18 protein-coding genes are annotated in these 19193 nt (G+C 68.2%); 6 read left to right on the top strand and 12 right to left on the bottom strand.

Annotation, left to right across the window (positions count from 1 at the left end; all coding sequences use genetic code 11):
- Positions 1-53: 53 nt before the first annotated feature.
- On the bottom strand, positions 54-707 hold the full coding sequence (locus ACSG06_RS02395) for a helix-turn-helix domain-containing protein (RefSeq protein WP_440988663.1): 654 nt from the start codon (positions 705-707) through the stop codon (positions 54-56).
- A gap of 120 nt (positions 708-827) precedes the next feature.
- On the opposite strand from ACSG06_RS02395, the gene ACSG06_RS02390 reads away from it, so the two are divergent.
- Positions 828-2483 (top strand): NADH-quinone oxidoreductase subunit D, encoded by a 1656-nt coding sequence (locus tag ACSG06_RS02390; protein WP_440988662.1) that lies wholly within the window; start codon positions 828-830, stop codon positions 2481-2483.
- Position 2484: 1 nt separating this feature from the next.
- Here the strand turns inward: ACSG06_RS02390 and ACSG06_RS02385 are convergent, their stop codons facing one another.
- From ACSG06_RS02385 to ACSG06_RS02375, 3 genes are all read right to left on the bottom strand, one after another.
- Positions 2485-2760: a DUF5808 domain-containing protein gene (locus ACSG06_RS02385; protein ID WP_440988661.1), complete on the bottom strand. Its 276-nt coding sequence runs from the start codon at positions 2758-2760 to the stop codon at positions 2485-2487.
- 75 nt (positions 2761-2835) lie between these two features.
- Positions 2836-3081, bottom strand: coding sequence for a glutathione S-transferase N-terminal domain-containing protein (locus ACSG06_RS02380; protein WP_440988660.1), 246 nt, complete (start codon positions 3079-3081; stop codon positions 2836-2838).
- 94 nt (positions 3082-3175) lie between these two features.
- Positions 3176-4624, bottom strand: a complete 1449-nt coding sequence (locus ACSG06_RS02375; RefSeq protein ID WP_440988659.1) for an NCS2 family permease — start codon at positions 4622-4624, stop codon at positions 3176-3178.
- A 224-nt stretch (positions 4625-4848) separates the two neighbouring features.
- On the opposite strand from ACSG06_RS02375, the gene ACSG06_RS02370 reads away from it, so the two are divergent.
- A complete protein-coding gene (locus ACSG06_RS02370; RefSeq protein ID WP_440988658.1) occupies positions 4849-6771 on the top strand; it encodes a DEAD/DEAH box helicase in 1923 nt (640 codons plus the stop codon).
- 21 nt (positions 6772-6792) lie between these two features.
- Here the strand turns inward: ACSG06_RS02370 and ACSG06_RS02365 are convergent, their stop codons facing one another.
- The 4 genes from ACSG06_RS02365 to ACSG06_RS02350 all read right to left on the bottom strand — a co-directional run bounded on the left by ACSG06_RS02365 (position 6793) and on the right by ACSG06_RS02350 (position 11153).
- Complete coding sequence (locus ACSG06_RS02365) at positions 6793-7509, bottom strand: phosphoribosyltransferase family protein (protein WP_440988657.1); 717 nt, start codon at positions 7507-7509, stop codon at positions 6793-6795.
- A 99-nt stretch (positions 7510-7608) separates the two neighbouring features.
- A complete protein-coding gene (gene thrS / locus ACSG06_RS02360; protein WP_440988656.1) occupies positions 7609-9552 on the bottom strand; it encodes a threonine--tRNA ligase in 1944 nt (647 codons plus the stop codon).
- A 181-nt stretch (positions 9553-9733) separates the two neighbouring features.
- Complete coding sequence (gene pyrE, locus ACSG06_RS02355) at positions 9734-10264, bottom strand: orotate phosphoribosyltransferase (RefSeq protein ID WP_440988655.1); 531 nt, start codon at positions 10262-10264, stop codon at positions 9734-9736.
- Between the two features lie 343 nt (positions 10265-10607).
- On the bottom strand, positions 10608-11153 hold the full coding sequence (locus tag ACSG06_RS02350; protein ID WP_440988654.1) for a CDP-2,3-bis-(O-geranylgeranyl)-sn-glycerol synthase: 546 nt from the start codon (positions 11151-11153) through the stop codon (positions 10608-10610).
- Between the two features lie 566 nt (positions 11154-11719).
- On the opposite strand from ACSG06_RS02350, the gene ACSG06_RS02345 reads away from it, so the two are divergent.
- Complete coding sequence (locus ACSG06_RS02345; protein WP_440988653.1) at positions 11720-12559, top strand: proline dehydrogenase family protein; 840 nt, start codon at positions 11720-11722, stop codon at positions 12557-12559.
- Positions 12560-12598: 39 nt separating this feature from the next.
- A complete protein-coding gene (locus ACSG06_RS02340) occupies positions 12599-13261 on the top strand; it encodes a DUF502 domain-containing protein (RefSeq protein WP_440988652.1) in 663 nt (220 codons plus the stop codon).
- 6 nt (positions 13262-13267) lie between these two features.
- Here ACSG06_RS02340 and ACSG06_RS02335 read toward each other — a convergent pair whose 3' ends face one another.
- The 4 genes from ACSG06_RS02335 to ACSG06_RS02320 form a co-directional block, all read right to left on the bottom strand.
- Entirely contained in the window at positions 13268-14203 is a 936-nt protein-coding gene (locus ACSG06_RS02335) for a branched-chain amino acid transaminase (protein ID WP_440988651.1), read from the bottom strand.
- Positions 14204-14290: 87 nt separating this feature from the next.
- Positions 14291-14824, bottom strand: a complete 534-nt coding sequence (locus tag ACSG06_RS02330) for an NUDIX hydrolase (protein ID WP_440988650.1) — start codon at positions 14822-14824, stop codon at positions 14291-14293.
- Positions 14825-14827: 3 nt separating this feature from the next.
- Positions 14828-15937, bottom strand: coding sequence for a pyridoxal-phosphate dependent enzyme (locus ACSG06_RS02325; RefSeq protein WP_440988649.1), 1110 nt, complete (start codon positions 15935-15937; stop codon positions 14828-14830).
- Positions 15938-16033: 96 nt separating this feature from the next.
- The gene (locus ACSG06_RS02320; RefSeq protein ID WP_440988648.1) at positions 16034-16990 is read right to left on the bottom strand and encodes a succinylglutamate desuccinylase/aspartoacylase family protein; all 957 of its coding nucleotides are present in this window, start codon (positions 16988-16990) and stop codon (positions 16034-16036) included.
- A 208-nt stretch (positions 16991-17198) separates the two neighbouring features.
- On the opposite strand from ACSG06_RS02320, the gene ACSG06_RS02315 reads away from it, so the two are divergent.
- Together ACSG06_RS02315 and ACSG06_RS02310 are read left to right on the top strand one after the other, a co-directional pair.
- On the top strand, positions 17199-17600 hold the full coding sequence (locus tag ACSG06_RS02315; RefSeq protein WP_440988647.1) for a hypothetical protein: 402 nt from the start codon (positions 17199-17201) through the stop codon (positions 17598-17600).
- 212 nt (positions 17601-17812) lie between these two features.
- Positions 17813-19165, top strand: a complete 1353-nt coding sequence (locus tag ACSG06_RS02310; protein WP_440988646.1) for an MFS transporter — start codon at positions 17813-17815, stop codon at positions 19163-19165.
- Positions 19166-19193: the final 28 nt, after the last annotated feature.

Genomic DNA, 19193 nt, shown 5'->3' with positions numbered 1-19193 from the left:
GTGTGCGTCAAAGAGCCGTCGGTCGCGGGCGGGTCGCACCCGGGGAGCCGCGGTCAGCAGTCGAGGTCGCCGAGCAGCTCCGCAGCGGCCTTCTGGAGATGTTCGGCTGCGGTGCCCGTCGAGCAGTCGAGCACGTCGGCCACGTCGGCGACCGTCGCCTCGCGGGGGACCTCGTAGTAGCCGAGGTCCTGTGCGGCGCGGACGGCCTCCCGCTGGCGGTCGGTGAGCCGTGCGCCGGCGGCGGCCGGGTCCGCGGCGTACTCGCCGACACGCTCGATGTCCACCCGGATTCCGTCGGGCGTCGCCTCGAACACCTCTCTGAGGTGGCCCGGCTCGCCGACGACGCCGATGGACACCGAACGGTCCATCCGGTAGGACAGCGGCGGGACGGCGGCGATGCTCGGCGTCGCGAACGCGGCCATCAGTCCCTGTCCGGTCTCGCCGGGGTCGTCCATGACGTAGACGTAGAAGCGGTCGTCGCCGAGCGGGGCGACCTCGAACGACTGGACGCCCTCGACCTCCCGCAGCGCCTCGACGTACGGCTCGCGCGGGCCGCGGACGTGGAAGACGAGCGTGTTCGCGTCGGGCGTGGCGAAGTTCCAGTTGACGAGGTGGTACTCGTCGTAGCCGCCGTGGTCGCAGACGAACTCGTGCATCGGGTGGATCGTCTCCGCCGAGTGCCTGAGCGTGACCTGCAGGTACTTCATCGAACGCCGCTTCGGGTCGGTGACTTAAATCCCCTAGCGACTGCGACCGAACCTCCGTGGGCCACGCCGCACGAGGACAGGTATGGAGCGACCGACGAGTCTCACAGGGGGTGTCGCGCGATGAGCAAGGGGGGAGCCGAGGCGCTGCCGACGGCCGAGGCGGCGAGCGAGCCGGACATCGACGGGCTCGTGGGCGAGTACGTCCTCGACCACGAGGAGCATCTGAACGCGCCGGCCATCGTCGTCCGGCCGGACGAGGTCCAGACCGTCCTCAGCCACCTCAAGCGGGAGGCCGGCTACGACCACTGCTCCTGTGTCACCGCCCAGCAGTACGCGGACCGCTACGAGACCATCTACCACCTCAAGAAGTACGACGACCCGACCGACGAGCTGAGCGTCGTGGTGCCGACGACCACCGACGACCCGTGGAGCGAGTCCGCCGCGCCCGTCTACGAGACGGCGAACTGGCACGAGCGCGAGGCGTACGACCTCGTCGGCATCGACTACGGCGACCATCCGGACCCCCGTCGTATCCTCCTGCCGCGCACGTGGCAGGGGCACCCGCTCTCGCACGACTACGACCAGGACCAGCCGCAGGTCGTCACCCTGGAGGAGCACGCCAACCCGCTGTACGAGGACGAGCGCGAGCAGGACACGCTGTTCCTGAACATCGGCCCGCACCACCCATCGACACACGGCGTGCTCCACGTCAAGACCGTGCTGGACGGCGAGACCGTGGCCGACGTGGACCCTGACATCGGCTTCATCCACCGTTGCGAGGAGCAGATGTGCCAGAACGGCACCTACCGGCACCAGATCATGCCGTACCCCGACCGGTGGGACTGGGCCTCCTCGGGGCTGTTGAACGAGTGGGCCTACGCCCGCACCGCCGAGGACCTCGCCGACATCGAGGTTCCGGAGTACGCACAGGTCATCCGGACGATGGGGGCGGAGCTCTGCCGCATCGCGTCCCACATGCTCGCCATCGCGACGTACGCGCTCGACGTCTTCGGCGAGTTCACCGCAGTCTTCCAGTACGGCATCCGCGACCGCGAGAAGGCACTGGGGCTGCTCGAACAGCTCACCGGCCAGCGGATGATGTTCAACTACTTCAGGCTCGGCGGGGTCGCCTGGGACCTCCCTGCACCCCGCGAGGAGTTCTTCGCCGACGTGCGCGAGACCCTGGCGACGCTGCCGCCGGCGCTGGAGGAGTACCACGACCTGCTCACGAGCAACGAGATATTCCAGCTCCGCTGTGTCGACACCGGCCACCTCGACCCCGACACCGCCAAGGAGTACGGCTGCACCGGTCCCGTCGCGCGCGGCTCCGGCGTCGACTACGACCTCCGCCGGGACGACCCCTACGGCTACTACGACGAGCTCGACTGGGATGTCGTCACCCGCGACGGCTGCGACAACTTCGCCCGCGTGCTCGTCCGCCTGCAGGAGGTCGAGGAGAGCGCGAAGATAATCGAGCAGTGCGTCGACGTCCTGGAGGACTGGCCCGACGAGGATCGGACCATCCAGTCCAACGTCCCCCGCACCCTCAAGCCCGATGCCGACACCGAGGTCTACCGGGCGGTCGAGGGTGCGAAGGGCGAACTCGGCATCTACATCCGCTCGGACGGCACGGACGAGCCGGCTCGCTTCAAGATTCGCAGCCCGTGCTTCTCGAACCTCTCCGCGCTGCCCGCCATGGCCGAGGGCGAGTACGTCCCCGACCTGGTCGCGTCGCTGGGCAGCCTCGACACCATCATGGGAGAAGTCGACCGCTAGCTCAGTCCTCGACGATGACCTCGACGGCCTCGTCCTCCTCTGCCTCCTCGCCCTTCGAGCTGGCGCTGCGCTCCTGCCAGAGCAGGCCACCTGCGACCGCGATGACGACCCACGAGCGCCAGTTCGCCAGGTTCAGCGTGTAGCCGATGCCGAACGGCTTCTTCACCAGCATCCCCTCGCCGGGCTCCCAGTACGATGAGACCATGCGGCTGAGGCTCGGGCGTTCGAAGTTGTACGGGACACCCAGAATCTCGCCAGAACTCGGTTTCTTGGGCATACTTCCTCGTACGTGCGGGATATTTAAGAAGATTGTCGTCGCCCCGACCGTTCTCCCGCCGACGAGGCGGGGTCGCTACGCGTAGTGCGTCTCGAGGTAGGCGACGATGTCGTCGGACTCGGGCATCCCCTCGACGCCGTTGTCGGGGTCGACGAGCACCGGGACACCGGTCTGGCCGCTGACCGCCTTCACCTCGGTCCGCTGGCCGTGCGAGCGTGGCACCTCGTGTGTCTCGTACTCGAGACCGAGCTCGTCGAGTTTGGTCTTCACCTTCGCACAGAACGGACAACCCGGCAGGTCGTACAGTTCGAGAGTGGACATGCTGGTCACCGGTTGGTGCCTCGGGATGAAAGGGACGGCGGTCGTGTGCGCCGCGGTCGCCAGACCACGGTGCGGTCGACTGCTAGCGGCGTGGTCAGCCGATGACGCCGCCGGTCCGGACGCCGAAGTAGACGAGGAACGCCGCGGCGAGCACCCACTGGCCAGCCGATATCTCGTCGAACTCGCCGGCAGCGGTCTTCACGAGCGGGTAGCTGAGGATACCCGCCGCGATGCCGTACGCGATGGAGTAGGTGAACGGCATGATCATGATGGTCAGGCCCGCCGGGACCGCGTGGGTGATGTCGTCCCACTGGACCTCGACGACGTTCCGGAGCATCAGGATGGCCACGACGACCAGCGCGAGGTGCGACGCGTACTGCGGAATCGCCGCCGCGAGCGGCACGAACACGAGCGAGACGAGGAACAGCCCGGCGACGACGAGCGCCGTCATGCCGGTGCGGCCGCCCTCCTCGACGCCGGTCGCCGACTCGATGTACGTCGTCACCGTCGACGTGCCGAGCATGCCGCCGGCGGTCGTGCCGACCGCGTCGGCCATCAGCGGCCGGTCGATGTCGGGGAGTTCACCGTCCTCGTCGAGGAAGTCGCCGGCCTGCCCGACGCCGACGAGCGTGCCAGCGGTGTCGAAGAAGTCCACGAAGAAGAACGTGAACACGACGAGCGCGAACGTGAACGCCTCGACGTTCTGGAAGCCGGAGACGAACGCGCCGGCCAGCGGCGTGATGTCGTAGGTGGCCTGCGGGAGTTCGCCCGCGGCGAACCCGCCCTCGGTGATGAAGGCACCGGAGAGCACGCCGGTTCCCACACCCACGAACGAGAGCACGAAGCCGACGAGCGTCGTCAGTACGATGCCGATGATGATGGAGCCCTTGACCCCGCGAGCGTACAGCGCCAGCGTGAGGAAGAGCCCGCCGACCGAGACGAGCGCGACGGGGCTCTGGGCGAGCGAGCCGAGCGTGATCATCGTTCCCTCCGGGTCGGCCACGACGATGCCCATGGCCTGCAGCCCGATGATGCCGAGGAACAGCCCGATGCCGGTCCCGACCGAGAACTTCACCGGTTCGGGGATGAGACCGACGATGTACTCACGGGCGCCGACCGCCGTGAGGACGATGAACAGGACGCCCTCGACGAACACCGCCGCGAGCGCGGTCTGCCACGGGATTCCGAGCCCGAGGACGACGGTGAACGCGAAGAACGCGTTCAGGCCCAGTCCGGGGGCCTGTGCGAACGGTCTGTTCGCGTAGAACGCCATCACGAGGGTCGCCACGACGCTCGCGAGGATGGTGACGACCGCGAGCATCTGGATGACCTGCCCCCGGCTGTACCCCTGGATCTGCACCGCGTTGGCCATGATGGCGGGGTTGACCGCGACGATGTAGCTCATCGTCAGGAACGTCGTCAGTCCCGCCATCAGCTCTGTTCTGAGGTCTGTACCGTGCTCGTCGAACCCGAAGTAGTCGGCGAACCAGCCCGACCCACCACCCGAGCCCGACTGTCCTGCCGCACTGTCACTGGAACCCATAATGCACGTACGACCAACCACAAAACTGCAATACTAAACCATTTCGGAAATCGGACGATTGAATGTACACAGACGTGAATAATTACACGTTTCCTCATCGAGAAATGGAGTTCGTCGGGGAGGGCCTCGTCGAGCGATGCCTGCGTCGAGCGACGACCGGACTGGCGGACGGGTGGCCCCCCGCGGCTCCACTTTTTATACCATCCCGCCGAACACGGTGGTAGATGCACGTCGCGGACCTGCCGCTGGCCGAGCGCTTCGTCGAGCACTTCGAGGCACAGGGCGTCGAGGAGCTCTACCCGCCACAGCGGGCGGCGGTCGAGGCCGGGGTCTGCGACGGTGAACGCGTCCTCGCGGCGGTCCCCACCGCCTCGGGGAAGACGTTCGTCGCCCAGCTCGCGATGCTCACCAGCGACGGGCCGGCGGTGTACGTCGTCCCGCTGCGGGCGCTCGCGACTGAGAAGTACGACGAGTTCGCCGAGCTGCCGGACGTGAGCGTCGGCATCGCGACCGGCGACTTCGACGCGACCGACGAGGACCTCGCCGAGCACGACATCGTCGTCGCCACGAGCGAGAAGGTCGATTCGGCGATCCGGAACGGTGCCGGATGGATCTCGGCGGTGGACTGTGCGGTCGTCGACGAGATCCACCTGCTCGACCAGGACGGCCGGGGCCCGACGCTGGAGGTGACCGTCGCGAAGCTCCGCCGGCTCACGCCCGACATCCAGCTCGTCGGTCTCTCCGCGACGGTCGGGAACGCCGGCGAGATCGCGGACTGGCTCGACGCCGAACTCGTCGCGAGCGACTGGCGTCCCGTCGAGCTGCGGACCGGCGTCTACGCCGAGGAGACCGCGACCTTCGACGACGGCGAGGAGCGGGACATCCCGACCGGCGGCGACCAGCCCGCAATCGCACTCGCTCGCGACGCCATCGAGGACGGCGGCCAGTGCCTCGTGTTCGTCTCCTCGCGGCGGTCCGCACAGGCGCTCGCCGACGACCTCGGCGACGAGTTCCTCGACGACGCCGCGGCGGTGGCCGAGGAGCTCCGGCTGCTGGCGACGACCGGCACCGGCACAGACCTCGCGCGTTCGGCCGCCAACGCGGTCGCGTTCCACCACGCCGGGCTCTCGGCGGACCAGCGCCGGGTCGTCGAGGACGCGTTCCGGGACCGCGAGCTGAAGGTCATCGTGGCGACGCCGACGCTCGCCGCCGGGGTGAACGTCCCCGCCCGTCGGGTCGTCGTCCGCGACCACGAGCGCTACGACGGCGACGGCATGGCGCCACTCCCCATCCTGGAGGTCCACCAGATGTTCGGACGGGCCGGACGGCCCCACCTCGACCCGTACGGCGAGGCGCTGCTCGTCGCCAGCGACGCGGAGGAGGCCGACGAGCTCCGCGACCGGTACGTCGGCGCGGAGCCCGAGCGCGTCACCTCGAAGCTCGACAGCGAGCGCGCCCTCCGCACGCACGTCCTCTCGACGGTCGCCTCCGGGTTCGCGGACTCCCGGACCGAGGTGCTGGACCTGCTCGACGAGACGTTCTACGGTCACCAGCGCGCCGCCGACGAGCTCGGCTCCGTCGTCGGCGACGTGCTCGACTACCTCGCGGCGGCGGGGATGCTCGACCGGCGCGACGGGCTCGCCGCGACCCGGCTCGGCACGCTCGTCTCCCGCGTCTACGTCGACCCCGTGACCGGCGCGTCGGTCGTCGACGCCATCGAGCAGGCGGCCGACCTGCCCCGGGTGACCGCGCTGACCGTTCTCGAACTGGTCTGCGACACGAGCGACATGCCGACGCTGTACACCCGGAACGACGAGGCCGGCCGGGTGACCGACGCCGCGACCCGCCGCGAGAGCGAGCTCACGAAGTCGGTGATGAGCTTCGACGGCGACTTCCAGCGCTGGCTGGACGTGTTCAAGACGGCGCTGATGCTCGCGGACTGGGCCGACGGGGTCGCCCTGGACGAGCTCGCCGAGCGGTACGGCGTCGGCCCGGGCGACGTGGGCCGCATCGCCGAGCGCGCGGCGTGGCTGCTCGCTGCCACGGAGTCCATCGCGGGCTACATCGCCGACGAGGGCGGCGAGGTCGAGCGCGTCGCCCGGGTCATCCGCGAGACGCGCGAGGCGCTCGTCGAGCGCGAGGCGTGAGGATGGGCGTGGGTGCGACGCTCAGGGTTCGACGTCGACCAGCGCGCCGACCGGGGCGTCGGTGAGCGCCGCGGCGCGCTCGGTGCCCTCGTCGCCGACCGCGATGAGGGCGAAGACGCCGCCGACCTCCGCACCGGCGTGGTCCGCGATGTCGAGCAGCAGCTCCTGGGTCTCGCCGGAGCGGATGAGGTCGTCGACCACGAGCACGGTGTCGCCCGCGGAGAGGGAGGAGGCGGGCAGGTAGTAGGTGAGCTCGATGCCCGACTGGAGCCGCTGGCGGGCCTCGACGAACTCCTCGACGGCGGTCTCCTTGCTCTTCTTCGCGTAGACACAGCGGGCGCCGAAGTAGCTCGCCATCGCCGCCGCGAGCGTGATGCCGTCCGTGGCCGCCGTGAGGACGGCGTCGGGACGCTCGAACCCGTAGGCGTCGGCGGCGACGGGGGCGACGAGGTCGAGGAAGGCCTGGTCGAAGACGGCGACCGAGTTGTCGACGTAGCCCTCGTCGTCGACCTCGATGCGAGCCTCGAGCTCCTCGGCGAGCGCCTCGTGGCCGACGCCGGAGACGACCTCGCGGGCGCGCTCGGCGCTCGGGAGGACGTGGCCGTTCACGTACCGGTTCAGGTCGCCCGCCGGCAGGTCCGTCACCGCAGCGAGCTCGTCGTAGGTGCGCGTCTCCTTCAACATCTGGAGCACGTCGACGGCGCGAAGCTGGAGCGCCGCCTTCTCTGCGCGGTTCATGGCCAACCTACACGGTTGCACAAGTATGAATACGTCGAAACTGGAAACGGGTGCTCTACACCACGGTCGTGTAACGTCGAGGCGACGGGAGCGGGTCGCTCAGTCCAGCAGGAAGTCCGGCTCGACGTGCTTCTCGTCGCGCTCGCGGCGGAGGTGGTCGCGGAACGCGTCGATGTCGACGTCGTACTCCTGGTTCTCCTTCCGGTCGCGCACCGAGATGTTGCCGGCCTCCTCCTCGTTGCCGCCGACGATGATCATGTACGGGACGCGGTCGTTGTGCGCGCCGCGGATCTTGCGCTCGATGGTGGCGTCACGGTCGTTGACCTCGACGCGGAACTCGCCGAACTCCTCGGCGATGTCGTAGGCGTAGTCGAGGTTGTCGTCCGAGATGGGGAGGATGCGGACCTGTTCGGGCGCGAGCCAGAACGGGAACTTGCCCTCGAAGTGCTCGATGAGCACCATGAAGAAGCGCTCGTAGGAGCCGTAGACGCCGCGGTGGATCATCACCGGGCGGTGGTGCTCGTTGTCCTCGCCGACGTAGGAGAGGTCGAAGCGCTCGGGCATGTTGAAGTCGAGCTGGACCGTCGGGCCGTCCCACTTCCGCCCGAGGGCGTCCTCGAACGCGAAGTCGATCTTCGGGCCGTAGAACGCGCCGTCACCCTCCTCGATGACGTACTCGTCCTCGTGCTCCTCGATGACCCGCTCGAGGATGGACTCGGCCTTCTCCCAGATCTCGTCGCTGCCGACGGACTTCTCCGGGCGGGTCGCGAGCGCGACCTCGTAGTCGAGCTCGAACGTGTCGAGCACCGTGTCGATGGCCTCGAGGATCTGCTCGACCTCGGCCTCGATCTGGTCCGGGCGGACGAACAGGTGGCCGTCGTCGATGGTGAACGCCCAGACGCGCGAGAGCCCGGACAGCTCGCCGGACTGTTCCTTGCGGTACACCTTCCCGTCCTCGGCGTAGCGCACGGGGAGCTCGCGGTAGCTCCAGGACTGGTCCTGGAAGATGGCGGCGTGGCCCGGGCAGTTCATCGGCTTGAGGCCGAACTCGTCGTCGTCGACCTCGAAGAGGAACATGTCGTCCTCGTAGTTCTCGTAGTGGCCCGAGCGCTTCCAGAGGTCCGTCTTGAACAGGTGGGGGGTCTCGACGTACTCGTAGCCCGAGTCGAGGTTGAGGTCCTCGATGAACCGTTCGAGCTCGCGCAGCACCGTCTTGCCGTTCGGGTGGTACAGCGGCAGCCCGGGGCCCGTCACGTCCTGAATCGAGAACAGGTCCATCTGGTTGCCGATCTTGCGGTGGTCGCGTCGCTCGGCCTCCTCCTTCCGGTCGAGGAACTGTTCGAGGTCGCTCTCGCTCTCGAACGCCGTCCCGTAGATGCGCGTCTGCATCTCGTTGTCCTCGTCGCCGCGCCAGTACGCGCCGGCGATCTCGAGCAGGTCGAACGCGCCGATCTCGCCCGTCGACTCGACGTGCGGGCCGGCACAGAGGTCCTCGAAGTCACCCTGCGAGTAGAAGGTGATCTCCGCGCCCTCCTCGTGGAGTTCGTCGAGCAGTTCGAGCTTGTACGGCTCGTCGGCGAGGCGCTCCTTCGCGTCCTCGTAGCTGACCGCCTCGCGCTCGAGTTCGAGGTCCGCCTCGACGATGGCTGCCATCTCCTCCTCGAGGGCGGCGAGGTCGTCGGCGTCGACGTCGATGTCGTCGAAGTCGTAGTAGAACCCCTCGTCCGTCGGTGGGCCGATGGCGAGTTTCGCGTCGGGGTACAGTCGTTTCACCGCCTGCGCGAGGACGTGTGCTGCCGTGTGTCGCATCACGTCGAGGTACTCGTCGGAGCCGTCGGTGACGATCTCGATGGCCGCGCCGTCGTGGACGACAGCCTCCTTGGCGACGAGGTCACCGTCGATCTTTCCCGCGACGGTGTCGCGTCCGAGGCCCGGGCCTATCTCGTAGGCGACGTCCTCGACGCTGGCTCCCTCGGGGACGGAGAGTTCCGATCCGTCCGGTAGTACGACCGCTATCTGTGATTCGGATTCTGACTGGGACATGGCTGTTGTGGATGTCTCTGGTTGGTGTCTGCGAACGCGGAGAACGGTAGGTGGACGTTGGTGTGGTTAGAAGTGGGCTGCCGCCCGGCCTGTAAAGCAGACACCTACCATCGTACATCTCAATAGCCGAGACTGCAAGAAAAGGGTTGCGATGCACTCTGTGGTACGCTATCGCACGATTCTACGCATCGTCGGCATGACCAAGCAGGTCGGTCGCGGTGACCAGCGCCTCCATCTCGACGCCCGCATCGGCCAGGTTCTCGCGGCCACCCTCCTCGCGGTCGACGACGATGAGCGCGCGGTTCACCACCGCGCCGGCATCCCGGAGCGCCTCGACGGCGTCGACCGCGGACTGTCCGGTCGTGGCGATGTCCTCCACGACGACGACCTCCTCGCCCTCCTCCAGGCGCCCCTCGACGAGGTTCGCGGTCCCGTACTCCTTCTGCTGCTTCCGGGCGATGACGTACGGCAGGTCGGCCGAGAGCGCGGTGGCGACCACGAGAGGCACGCCGCCGAGCGCCACGCCCGCCAGCTTCGTGTCCTCGACCCGCTCCGCGAACGCGTCGCCGATGCGGCGCAGACAGTCCACGTCCGTCTCGAACAGGTACTTGTCCACGTAGTACTCGCTCGTACCGCCGTGGCTCAGCTCGAACTCGCCGAAGCGCACCGCGTCCGCCGCCACCAGCGACTCGATGAGGTCGTCGTTCGTCATTGCACTGAGCACCGCGCCCGGCGGCAATAAGGCCCGTGGATTCGGTCGTGGGTGGTCTACGTTCGGGCGGGTGATGGCGACGCTGTTCGACCAACCGGGTGGCGCGCGGCTGGCGAGACTGTGCGAGCGCAGCGAGCACGTCGAGCCATTCTGCGCGAGGGACGAGGAGCGCAGCCTGCGAGCGGAGAGCAGCGAGACGACGGAGAAGTCTCGCCAGTCCCCAAAGTCGAGATGATCGGGGCTTTCTGGCTGTTAGTGACCGCAGAGTCAACCCCAGAAGAACTGGAGCATTCGGGATGGCTACGGCTGATTCGCACTCAGAAGGCGAGACAATCGAACTGTTTCACCACGGCTCCTCTTTCAGGTCGAGCACGTACGCCACGCCGTTTGTGCCGATGTGCAGCAGCGGCGTCAACACCACCACGACGGCGAGCACCGGCAGCGTGAACCACTCGCCGAACCACGCCGGGTCCGCGATGGCGGCGAGCGCGAGCGCACCCACCACGAAGTCGAGCTGGTCGAGCCCGGGGAACGCGGCCCCGCGGTCCCGACCGGTCCGGCGCTTGAGGAACGAGGCGGAGATGTCCCCGAGCATCGCGCCGAACGCCAGCCCGAACGCGACCGGGAGCGGGAACGTCGGCAGCGGGATGCCGGCGGCCTCGCCGACCGGCGCGGCGACCTCGGAGAGCAACAGCGCGAGCGCGACGCCGGTCAGCGTCCCGAAGATGGTCCCCCGCCACGTCTTGCCGTCGCCGAGGATGCGCCGTTCGCCGAGGTTCCGCCCGCCGTCGATGGGCCGTCCGCCGCCGACGAGCACGGCCGCGTTGTTCGGCACGTACGCGGGCAGCATCGCCCAGAAGGCGACGACCAGCGTCGAGACGACGTCCATATCGGTGGGATGTGGACCGGCCACCTTAAGGCGTCTGGGTTGTCGTCGAGAAAGCTCGTTGTCGTGTCTGTCGGAAGCGACTCGGTATGGAGCGTATGGGCCTCGATGGCCGCGAACAGCCAGAAAGCCCCGAGGTTCGTCGAGAACCTCGCCCCTTTCAGTCCCACCCGACAGCACAGCTACCGCACCTCAAACCTCCCCAACCTCATGCGTCCCCGGAAATCTCCGATTTCCGGTGGGCTCACGAGACGCGAGCGTCTCGTGACCGCTCCTCGGACCGCTCCCTTCGGTCGCGTCCCTGCGGTGCCTGAGCGCTGCGCGCTCAGACTCGCGAGTGCTACGCTCTCGCGTCGCTCATCCCTCGCGCGAGCGGCGGCGAGACACGCTCGCGGTCTCGCCAGACCGCGCGCCACCCGGATATCCGGTCATCGATGCAGGTCGAGGGGTTCCAACTATCGTAAACCCTCCAGCACTCGCGGTGCGGGACACCCCCTCTCGGAATCACCGTCCACACCCACCAGCCCGGTACATCAATCCTCTTGTACCACGGGCACGGACTCTCTGGCATGATTCCACCCATCGCGAGCCGGTTCGTCGCCGGGGAGACACCAGCGGAGGCACTGGCGCACGCCCGCGAGCTGAACGAGGGGGACGTGAAGGTCATCCTGAACCTGCTCGGCGAGCACTACGACGAGCGGGGACCGGCCGAGGCGGACGCCGAGACGTACAAGCAGCTGGTCGCGGACATCGGCGACACCGAGGTCGACGCCTGCATCTCCATCAAACCGAGCCAGATCGGGCTGGACGTCGGCGACGACGTGTTCGACGAGCTGCTCGGCGAGATCGTCGCGGTCGCCGACGAGGCCGGGACGTTCGTCTGGGTGGACATGGAGGACCGCCACACGACGGACGCGACCCTCGACGCGTTCGAGAAGTACGCCCGCCAGACCGACGGCAACGTCGGCGTCTGCATCCAGGCGAACCTGAAGCGCACGCCCGAGGACCTCGAACGACTCGCCGACGTGCCCGGGAAGGTCCGACTGGTGAAGGGCGCGTACGACGAGCCGAAGTCGGTCGCGTACAAGGAGAAGTCCCGGGTGGACCAGCAGTACCGCGACCTCCTCGCGCAGATGTTCGAGGAGTTCGACGACGGCATCGCCGTCGGCAGCCACGACCCCGAGATGATCGCGATGGCCCGGGACCTCCACGCCGAGCACGGCACGCCCTACGAGGTGCAGATGCTGATGGGCGTGCGCGAGGACGCCCAGTTCGAGCTCGCCAGCGAGGGGGTCGAGGTGTGGCAGTACGCGCCCTACGGCGGGAAGTGGCTCCAGTACTTCTACCGGCGGGTCCGCGAGCGGAAAGAAAACCTCACGTTCGCGCTGCGGGCCGTCCTCGGTCGATAGGAACAGACCCATAACCCCGCAGTCTGATTGGACGCGTGTATGTCGTCGTGGAAACGGGACTTCGCGTCGGGTCTCATCGTCGTCCTGCCCGTGCTCGTCAGCGCCTACGTCATCGCCTGGCTGTACGGCGTCGTCTCCTCCATCACGCCCCAGCGCGTCATCAGAGTCGACCTGCTCACCGACCTCGGGCTGTCCGAGGCGGTGGCGAACGCGCTCGTCGAACCCCTCCGCGTGCTGGTCGTCCTCGCCGTCTTCGTCGTCTTCGTCTTCTCCGTCGGCTACCTGATGCGGACCGCTGTCGGCAACCTCGCCGAGGGACTCATCGACAACATGGCCAACCGCGTCCCCGGCCTGCGCGTCGTCTACAACGCCTCGAAGATGGCCGCCGAGACCGCCCTCGGCGGCACCGACTCGCTGCAGAAGCCCGTCCGCGTCGAGCCGATTCCGGGGATGCGCCTGACCGCGTTCAAGACCGGGAAGACCACCGCGGACGGCCGCGAGGTGGTGTTCATGCCGACCGCGCCGAACATCACCACCGGGTTCGTCATCGAGGTGCCGCCCGAGGAGCTCGAGGAGACCGACGAACGCGTCGAGGACGCACTCACCCGCATCCTCTCGGCGGGCTTCGGCGACTCGGACCGGATGGGCGGCTCGGCGGTCGAGGACCTGGTCGAGGTCGAAGAAAGCGAAGACGGAGAGTGACGCGGTTCAGGCGTCGACGTAGTCGAACCACTCCTCGTGGTCGTCGGTGCGCCGGTTGACCACGTCGAAGAAGCGCTGCTGGATCTCCTCGGTGATCGGGCCGCGCGAGCCGTCGCCGATCTCGACGTTGTCGACCTGCCGGATGGGCGTGACCTCGGCGGCGGAGCCGGTGAAGAACAGCTCGTCGGCGGTGTTGAGTTCGCCACGCGAGATGGAGACGTTGTCGTGGACCTCGTAGCCCAGCTCCTCGGCGAGTGTGATGACGGTGTCGCGGGTGATGCCGTCGAGGATGCTCTCGGAGAGCCCGGGGGTGTACAGCTCGCCGTCGCGGACGAGGAAGATGTTCTCGCCGGGGCCCTCGGCGACGTTGCCCTCCTTGTTGAGGACGATGGCCTCGCGGAAGCCGTTGCGGCGGGCCTCCTCGCCGGCGAGCAGGCTGTTGACGTAGAGGCCGGTCGTCTTCGCGTTCGTCGGGATCTGGCTGGAGGAGTGCTTGCGCCACGACGATATCTTCACCTTGATGCCGTTCTCGAGTGCGTCCTCGCCGAGGTAGGTGCCCCACGGCCAGCACGCGATGGCGGTCCGGGTCGGGCAGTCACCGGGCGAGACGCCGAGGCTCTTGTAGCCGTAGTAGACGATGGGCCGGATGTAGCAGGAGGCGAGCTCCTGGTCGGCGATGAGCGTCTTCGTCGCCTCCGTGATCTCCTCCGGCTCGTGGTCGATCTCCATCTCGTACGGCTTGCAGGACTCGTACAGCCGCTCGACGTGTTCGTCCCAGCGGAAGATCGCCGGGCCCTTCTCCGTGTCGTAACAGCGCGCGCCCTCGAAGACGCCCGTTCCGTAGTGGAGTCCGTGGGTGAGCACGTGAATCTGTGCGTCCTCCCAGTCGACGTACTCCCCGTCCATCCAGATCGTGTCCACGTCCATCTCGGCGAAGCTCATGGTCGTGGCAATGCTTGCGTCCCATATAGGTGTGGGCGATTTGCTCCGGCAGGTCACCGATCGTGGCTGGACGCCCGGGAGCGCCGCTCAGGGCCCCGAACGGAACCAGTCCCAGGCGGCGTGGAACCGCTCCACGTGGTCCGCCCAGAGCACCGCGTCGCTCGCGGCGAGGGTCTCGGGCGTGAACCGGCCGACCGCCTGCACCTCGTCGCGGACCGTCGCGGTCCCCGCACACCGGTCGGCGTGGACGACGTAGCCGACGGAGACGACGTACTTGCCGTCGCCGTTGCTGGCGTGGAAGCAGTCGAGCAGGGAGAGCGCGTCGGCGTCGACGCGGACGCCGGTCTCCTCCTCGAGTTCGCGTGCCGCGGCGACGGGGGCGGGCTCGTCGGCCTCCAGGTGGCCACCGGGGACCCCCCACCTGCCACGACCCGGCGCGACGTCGCGCTGGGCGAGCAGCACCCCCTCCGCACCGACGACGGCGACGCCGGCACACGGCGCCGGATTGTGCCAGACGACCCGCTCGCAGGCCTCGCAGAAGCGACGCTCGCGGCCGTCGACGGCGCGGTCGACGAGTCCGGTCCCGCAGTCCGGACAGAAGCTCGCGGGGTAGCTCGTCACGGTTCAGAGCGTCTTCAGGCCGCTCCCGGTGAGGGGCACGACCACGTCCTCGTCGTCGTCGACCACGCCGAGTTCGCGGTACTTCGTGAGCGCGGCAGGGGCGACGGCGCAGGTCGGCTCGACGTAGAACCCGTCGCGGTGGAGCGCGTCGAGCGTGTTCTCGACGACGTGCTCGCCGAGGGCGATGGCGTCGCCGTCGGTGTCCTCGATGGCCGCCCGGAGCTGGTCGAAGCGCGCGGGCTCGGCGATCTGGATGCCGTCTGCGATCTCGTTCTCGGTGTCGTCCTCGTTCTCGGCGACGAGCCCGCGGAACTCGTCGGCGAGGGGCGAGTAGCCGGCGGCCTGTCCGACCAGCAGCCGGGGAACACGGTCGACGATGCCCGCGCGGGAGAGCAGGTCGAAGCCGCGGTACGCGCCGAGGGCGAGCGTGCCGTGGCCCACGGGGAGGACGACCGCGTCGGGCACCGTCCAGTCGCGCTGGGCGGCGAGCTCGATGGCGAACGTCATCGTGCCGGCGTAGAACGCGGGGTTCCAGGAGTGGCTGGCGTACCAGCCCTCGCCCGCCTCGACGGCCTCGATTGCGGCGTCGGTCACGTCCTCGCGCGACCCCTCGATTCGGACCGGGCGGGCACCCGAGCGCTGGATGGCCATCAGCTTCGACTGCTTCACGTCGGCGGGCACGTACACGTCGGCCTCGATGTCCGCCCGGGCGGCGTAGGTGGCGATGGCCGCGCCCGCGTTGCCAGAGGAGTCCTCGATGACCTTCTCGACGCCGAGCGCGGCCGCCCGCGAGAGCGTCGTCGTCGCGCCGCGGTCCTTGAACGAGGCGGTCGGGGAGACGTACTCCAGCTTGAACTCGGCGGTCCAGCGGTCCGAATCGACGAGGGGCGTGAAGCCCTCGCCCAGCGTCACCGTGCGGTCGACGGGGAGGAACTCGTGGAACGTCCACAGCCCGCGTCGGGTGTCGAGCTGGCTCACCGGCAGCGGGTCGCCGTCGGGGAGGGGTGGCGTCTCCAGGTCCAGCGCGTGGCCGCAGGAACAGCGCCACGGCTCGTCCGGACCGGCGTCGTACTCCGCACCGCAGGCCTGGCAGTAGAGGTTCTGTAGGGTCATGGAAGGGATGTGGCTGATGTCGGGAGGGTGTTACGGTTGTCGCGTCTGACTGGGTGGTCGAAGGGCTGGGTGATAGGTTTGCCGGGGCGCCTCGCGCTAGTAGCTGTCCAGATCGGTGCCGACCGAGCAGACGTACTCGCCCGTCGCGACCTGGGGGAGCCGGCGCGTCCGCCAGAAGAGGCCGTTCGAGTCGGCGGTGACCTCGGCCTTGAGCTGGCCGAACGCGTCGGTGACGCGGAACAGCGTGTCGCCGCGCTTGACCTGGTCGCCGAGGTCGACGGTGAAGTCGACGAGCCCGCCGGCCGGCGCGCCGTACTGGTCGAAGCCGGACGCGCGTGTCTGTGGCGTCAGGTCGGTGTCGCCGTCGATGAACCCGTAGTGCCGGAGCACGTTGAACACGCCCTCGACGCCGACGGCGACGCTCTCGGCGTCGAAGCCCACCGTCCCACCGAGCTCGGGGTCGATGGTGGGGATGCCCTCGTCCGGCCCCGCGCGGGCGAGCTGCCCGTCCGGGCCCTTCTGGTCGAGGATGTGCCCCGCGCCGAACACCTTCGCCAGTTCGAGGCACTGCTGGTGCATCCGGTGCCGGCGACCGCAGCGCACCCGCGTCTCGTGTATCATCCGGCTGTCCGACCCCTGGTGGAGGTCGAGGACGAGGTCGGCGTCGCGCGCGGCGTCGAACGTCGCCGCCGCGATGCGCTCCGAGGAGGTCCCCTCGTGGTCGCCGGGATAGGTCCGGTTCAGCTTCGTGTCGTCGATGGGGTTCCGGTGGGAGTCGATCTGGAAGCCGTGGTAGTTCACGATGCCGACGATGCGTATCTCACCGGCGAGCTCGGCGGGGTCCAGCTTCGGGAACACCTCGCGTATCACGCCGACGCCGTTCAACTCGTTCCCGTCGCTCGCCGCCTGCATGTAGAGCGTCTTGCCCTCGCGCTCGCCGTTGACCACGGCGACGGGCAGGCCGACGGGACTGCCGTCGCGGGTCTCCCCGACGGTGAGGCGACCGGTGTCGACCTCGCCGGGGTCCGCGCTGGCCGTTCCCAGAGTCGTCATTGACGTAGCAAAAGGTCGGTCCGCCTTTAGGTGTTCTGTCTGCGGTGGGACGTGGGGGCTGGATGGTGTTCTCGGGCGTCGGAAGTGGAACCGGTTCGTCGGGCTTGGGACCTGTGGTTGTCAAACGGCGTCGAACGAGCGGAGTGTGGAGAGCGATAGGTACAGAGAAAGCATTTATGAGGCACGTTCGTCCACCGACTGTAGAACGATGCATGGTTGGAAGCCCCTCCGCGCCGTTCTTGTCGTTTTTGTGTGTTCCGCAACTGTTGCGGCGCAGTCTGGCTCACCAACTGCCGTCCCTGCCGACGCACCCGGCGCGGCGGACGGTACTGGTCTCGCACTTCTCGGATTCCTCATCGCCGCGCTGATCGGCGGTGGTCTATTGTTCGTGGCTGTTGCCAGCCTCGTTTCGGTCTCGCTCATCGAGATGTTCGGCCCTTTCAACGACCGGGTGCATCTCGCACTCCCGGTCGTGGTTGGAGCCGTACCGACTGCAATTCTGGTGCTATCCTTCGGAATCGAACTCCTTGTGGTGCTAGTGATGACAGAGATCGTCGCGCTCCCTGTTGCTGGATTTCTACTACGGCGACGTTACCGAACTGTTGGGTGATTCAACTACTGACGCACTCTTCTGGTGGGGTACGTTCCAGGTGTCCTCGATAGGGAGTAAGACGGTAGATACGCAGCTCTACTTATCAATCTCACCTCCACCGCTTGGAGAGACATCTCGATGAAATACCGCCGTCTCGATACGACTACGTTCCCCTCAGTACGCCGCGACCGAACCTTCTATACCCGAACCGGACGCACCTCCAGCCATCCATGGGGGATGCCGACACACCCGGCGCGTTCACGTACTTCCGGCAGTTCTTCGCGCTGGAGCGGGATGTGTTCGTGCTCTCGGTCGCCATGTTCGCGTTCAGCCTCGGCTTCCAGATGACGGGGCGGTACATGGGCGAGTACATCCTCTTCCTCGGCGGCACGGAGCTCGTCGTCGGGCTCTACGGCAGCTTCGGGAACCTCATCGGCGCGGCGTACCCCTACCCGGGCGGTGCCATCTCGGACCGCATCGGCTCCCGGACCGCGCTCACGCTGTTCGGGCTGGCCTCCGCGCTCGGCTTCGCGGTCTGGATGTTCGCGCCGGCGCTGGCCGTCGCCGGAGTTCCGGCGTGGGCGTGGGTGTTCGTCGGGCTGGTGCTCGCGCAGGCCTGGAAGTCGTTCGGGCTGGGCGCGACGTTCGCCGTCGTGAAACAGAGCGTGGCGAACGACCGGCTGGCGACGGGCTTCGCCAGCACGGAGACGTTCCGCCGGACCGCGTTCCTGCTCGGGCCGCTCGTCGCCGCCGGCCTGCTCGCCGTCTACGGCTTCGACCCCGGGTTCCAGTACGTGCTCGCCGTGGCGGTCGGGTTCGCGCTCGTCGGGACGCTCGCCCAGCACGTGCTGTACGAGGCCGAGTCGGACACGCTCGGGAAGGAGTTCGAGGGCATCTCGCAGATCCGTGACGACCTCGCGAACCTGCCCGACCCGCTCCGCCCCCTGCTCGTCGGGGACACGCTCGTCCGGTTCGCCAACGGGATGGTGTACGCCTTCGCCGTCCTCGTCGTCACGCGCTACCTGGCGACCGACGCCGTGCTCTTCGGTTACTACCTCTCGCCGGCGGCGCTGTTCGGGGTGTTCCTCGCCGTCGAGATGACCGTCGCGCTGGTGACGATGGTGCCCGTGGCGAACCTCGCACGCCGGGTCGGCCTGAAACCCGTCGTCGGCCTCGGCTTCTTCGTCTACGCGGTCTTCCCGGTGCTGCTCGTCGCCGCGCCCGACGGTGGGGTCACGCTCGCGGGGCTGCCCGTCCTCGGAACCGTCGCGCTCTCCGAGGCGGTCGTCGTCGGCGCCGTCTGGGCGTTCTCCGGGCTCCGGTTCGCCGGTCTCCCGGCGCACAAGGCGCTCATCGTCGGCCCCGCCGAGGAGAACACGGGCGGACGCGTCACCGGCTCGTACTACCTCGTCCGGAACACGCTCACCATCCCGAGCGCCGCGTTCGGGGGGCTGCTGTACGGCTCCGCCGGCTACCTCGGCTACTCCGGACCGGCCGTCGCGTTCGGTCTCGCCACCGTGGTCGGTCTCCTCGGGACCGCGTACTTCCTCCTCCGCGGTGAGGAGTTCGCCGCCTACGCCTGAGCTGGCGTGCCAGCCGGTCGAGACCGAC

The organism is Haloarchaeobius baliensis (genome assembly GCF_052060055.1).
GTDB lineage: Archaea > Halobacteriota > Halobacteria > Halobacteriales > Natrialbaceae > Haloarchaeobius > Haloarchaeobius baliensis.
The sequence above is the reverse complement of the archived record's forward strand: the minus strand, read 5'-3'. Positions and strand labels throughout refer to the sequence as shown.

Coding starts and splice junctions, on each gene's coding strand:
- ACSG06_RS02395 (WP_440988663.1), bottom strand. CDS start 707: ATGAAGTACCTGCAGGTCACGCTCAGGCACTCGGCGGAGACGATCCAC.
- ACSG06_RS02390 (WP_440988662.1), top strand. CDS start 828: ATGAGCAAGGGGGGAGCCGAGGCGCTGCCGACGGCCGAGGCGGCGAGC.
- ACSG06_RS02385 (WP_440988661.1), bottom strand. CDS start 2,760: ATGCCCAAGAAACCGAGTTCTGGCGAGATTCTGGGTGTCCCGTACAAC.
- ACSG06_RS02380 (WP_440988660.1), bottom strand. CDS start 3,081: ATGTCCACTCTCGAACTGTACGACCTGCCGGGTTGTCCGTTCTGTGCG.
- ACSG06_RS02375 (WP_440988659.1), bottom strand. CDS start 4,624: ATGGGTTCCAGTGACAGTGCGGCAGGACAGTCGGGCTCGGGTGGTGGG.
- ACSG06_RS02370 (WP_440988658.1), top strand. CDS start 4,849: ATGCACGTCGCGGACCTGCCGCTGGCCGAGCGCTTCGTCGAGCACTTC.
- ACSG06_RS02365 (WP_440988657.1), bottom strand. CDS start 7,509: ATGAACCGCGCAGAGAAGGCGGCGCTCCAGCTTCGCGCCGTCGACGTG.
- thrS (WP_440988656.1), bottom strand. CDS start 9,552: ATGTCCCAGTCAGAATCCGAATCACAGATAGCGGTCGTACTACCGGAC.
- pyrE (WP_440988655.1), bottom strand. CDS start 10,264: ATGACGAACGACGACCTCATCGAGTCGCTGGTGGCGGCGGACGCGGTG.
- ACSG06_RS02350 (WP_440988654.1), bottom strand. CDS start 11,153: ATGGACGTCGTCTCGACGCTGGTCGTCGCCTTCTGGGCGATGCTGCCC.
- ACSG06_RS02345 (WP_440988653.1), top strand. CDS start 11,720: ATGATTCCACCCATCGCGAGCCGGTTCGTCGCCGGGGAGACACCAGCG.
- ACSG06_RS02340 (WP_440988652.1), top strand. CDS start 12,599: ATGTCGTCGTGGAAACGGGACTTCGCGTCGGGTCTCATCGTCGTCCTG.
- ACSG06_RS02335 (WP_440988651.1), bottom strand. CDS start 14,203: ATGAGCTTCGCCGAGATGGACGTGGACACGATCTGGATGGACGGGGAG.
- ACSG06_RS02325 (WP_440988649.1), bottom strand. CDS start 15,937: ATGACCCTACAGAACCTCTACTGCCAGGCCTGCGGTGCGGAGTACGAC.
- ACSG06_RS02320 (WP_440988648.1), bottom strand. CDS start 16,990: ATGACGACTCTGGGAACGGCCAGCGCGGACCCCGGCGAGGTCGACACC.
- ACSG06_RS02315 (WP_440988647.1), top strand. CDS start 17,199: ATGCATGGTTGGAAGCCCCTCCGCGCCGTTCTTGTCGTTTTTGTGTGT.
- ACSG06_RS02310 (WP_440988646.1), top strand. CDS start 17,813: ATGGGGGATGCCGACACACCCGGCGCGTTCACGTACTTCCGGCAGTTC.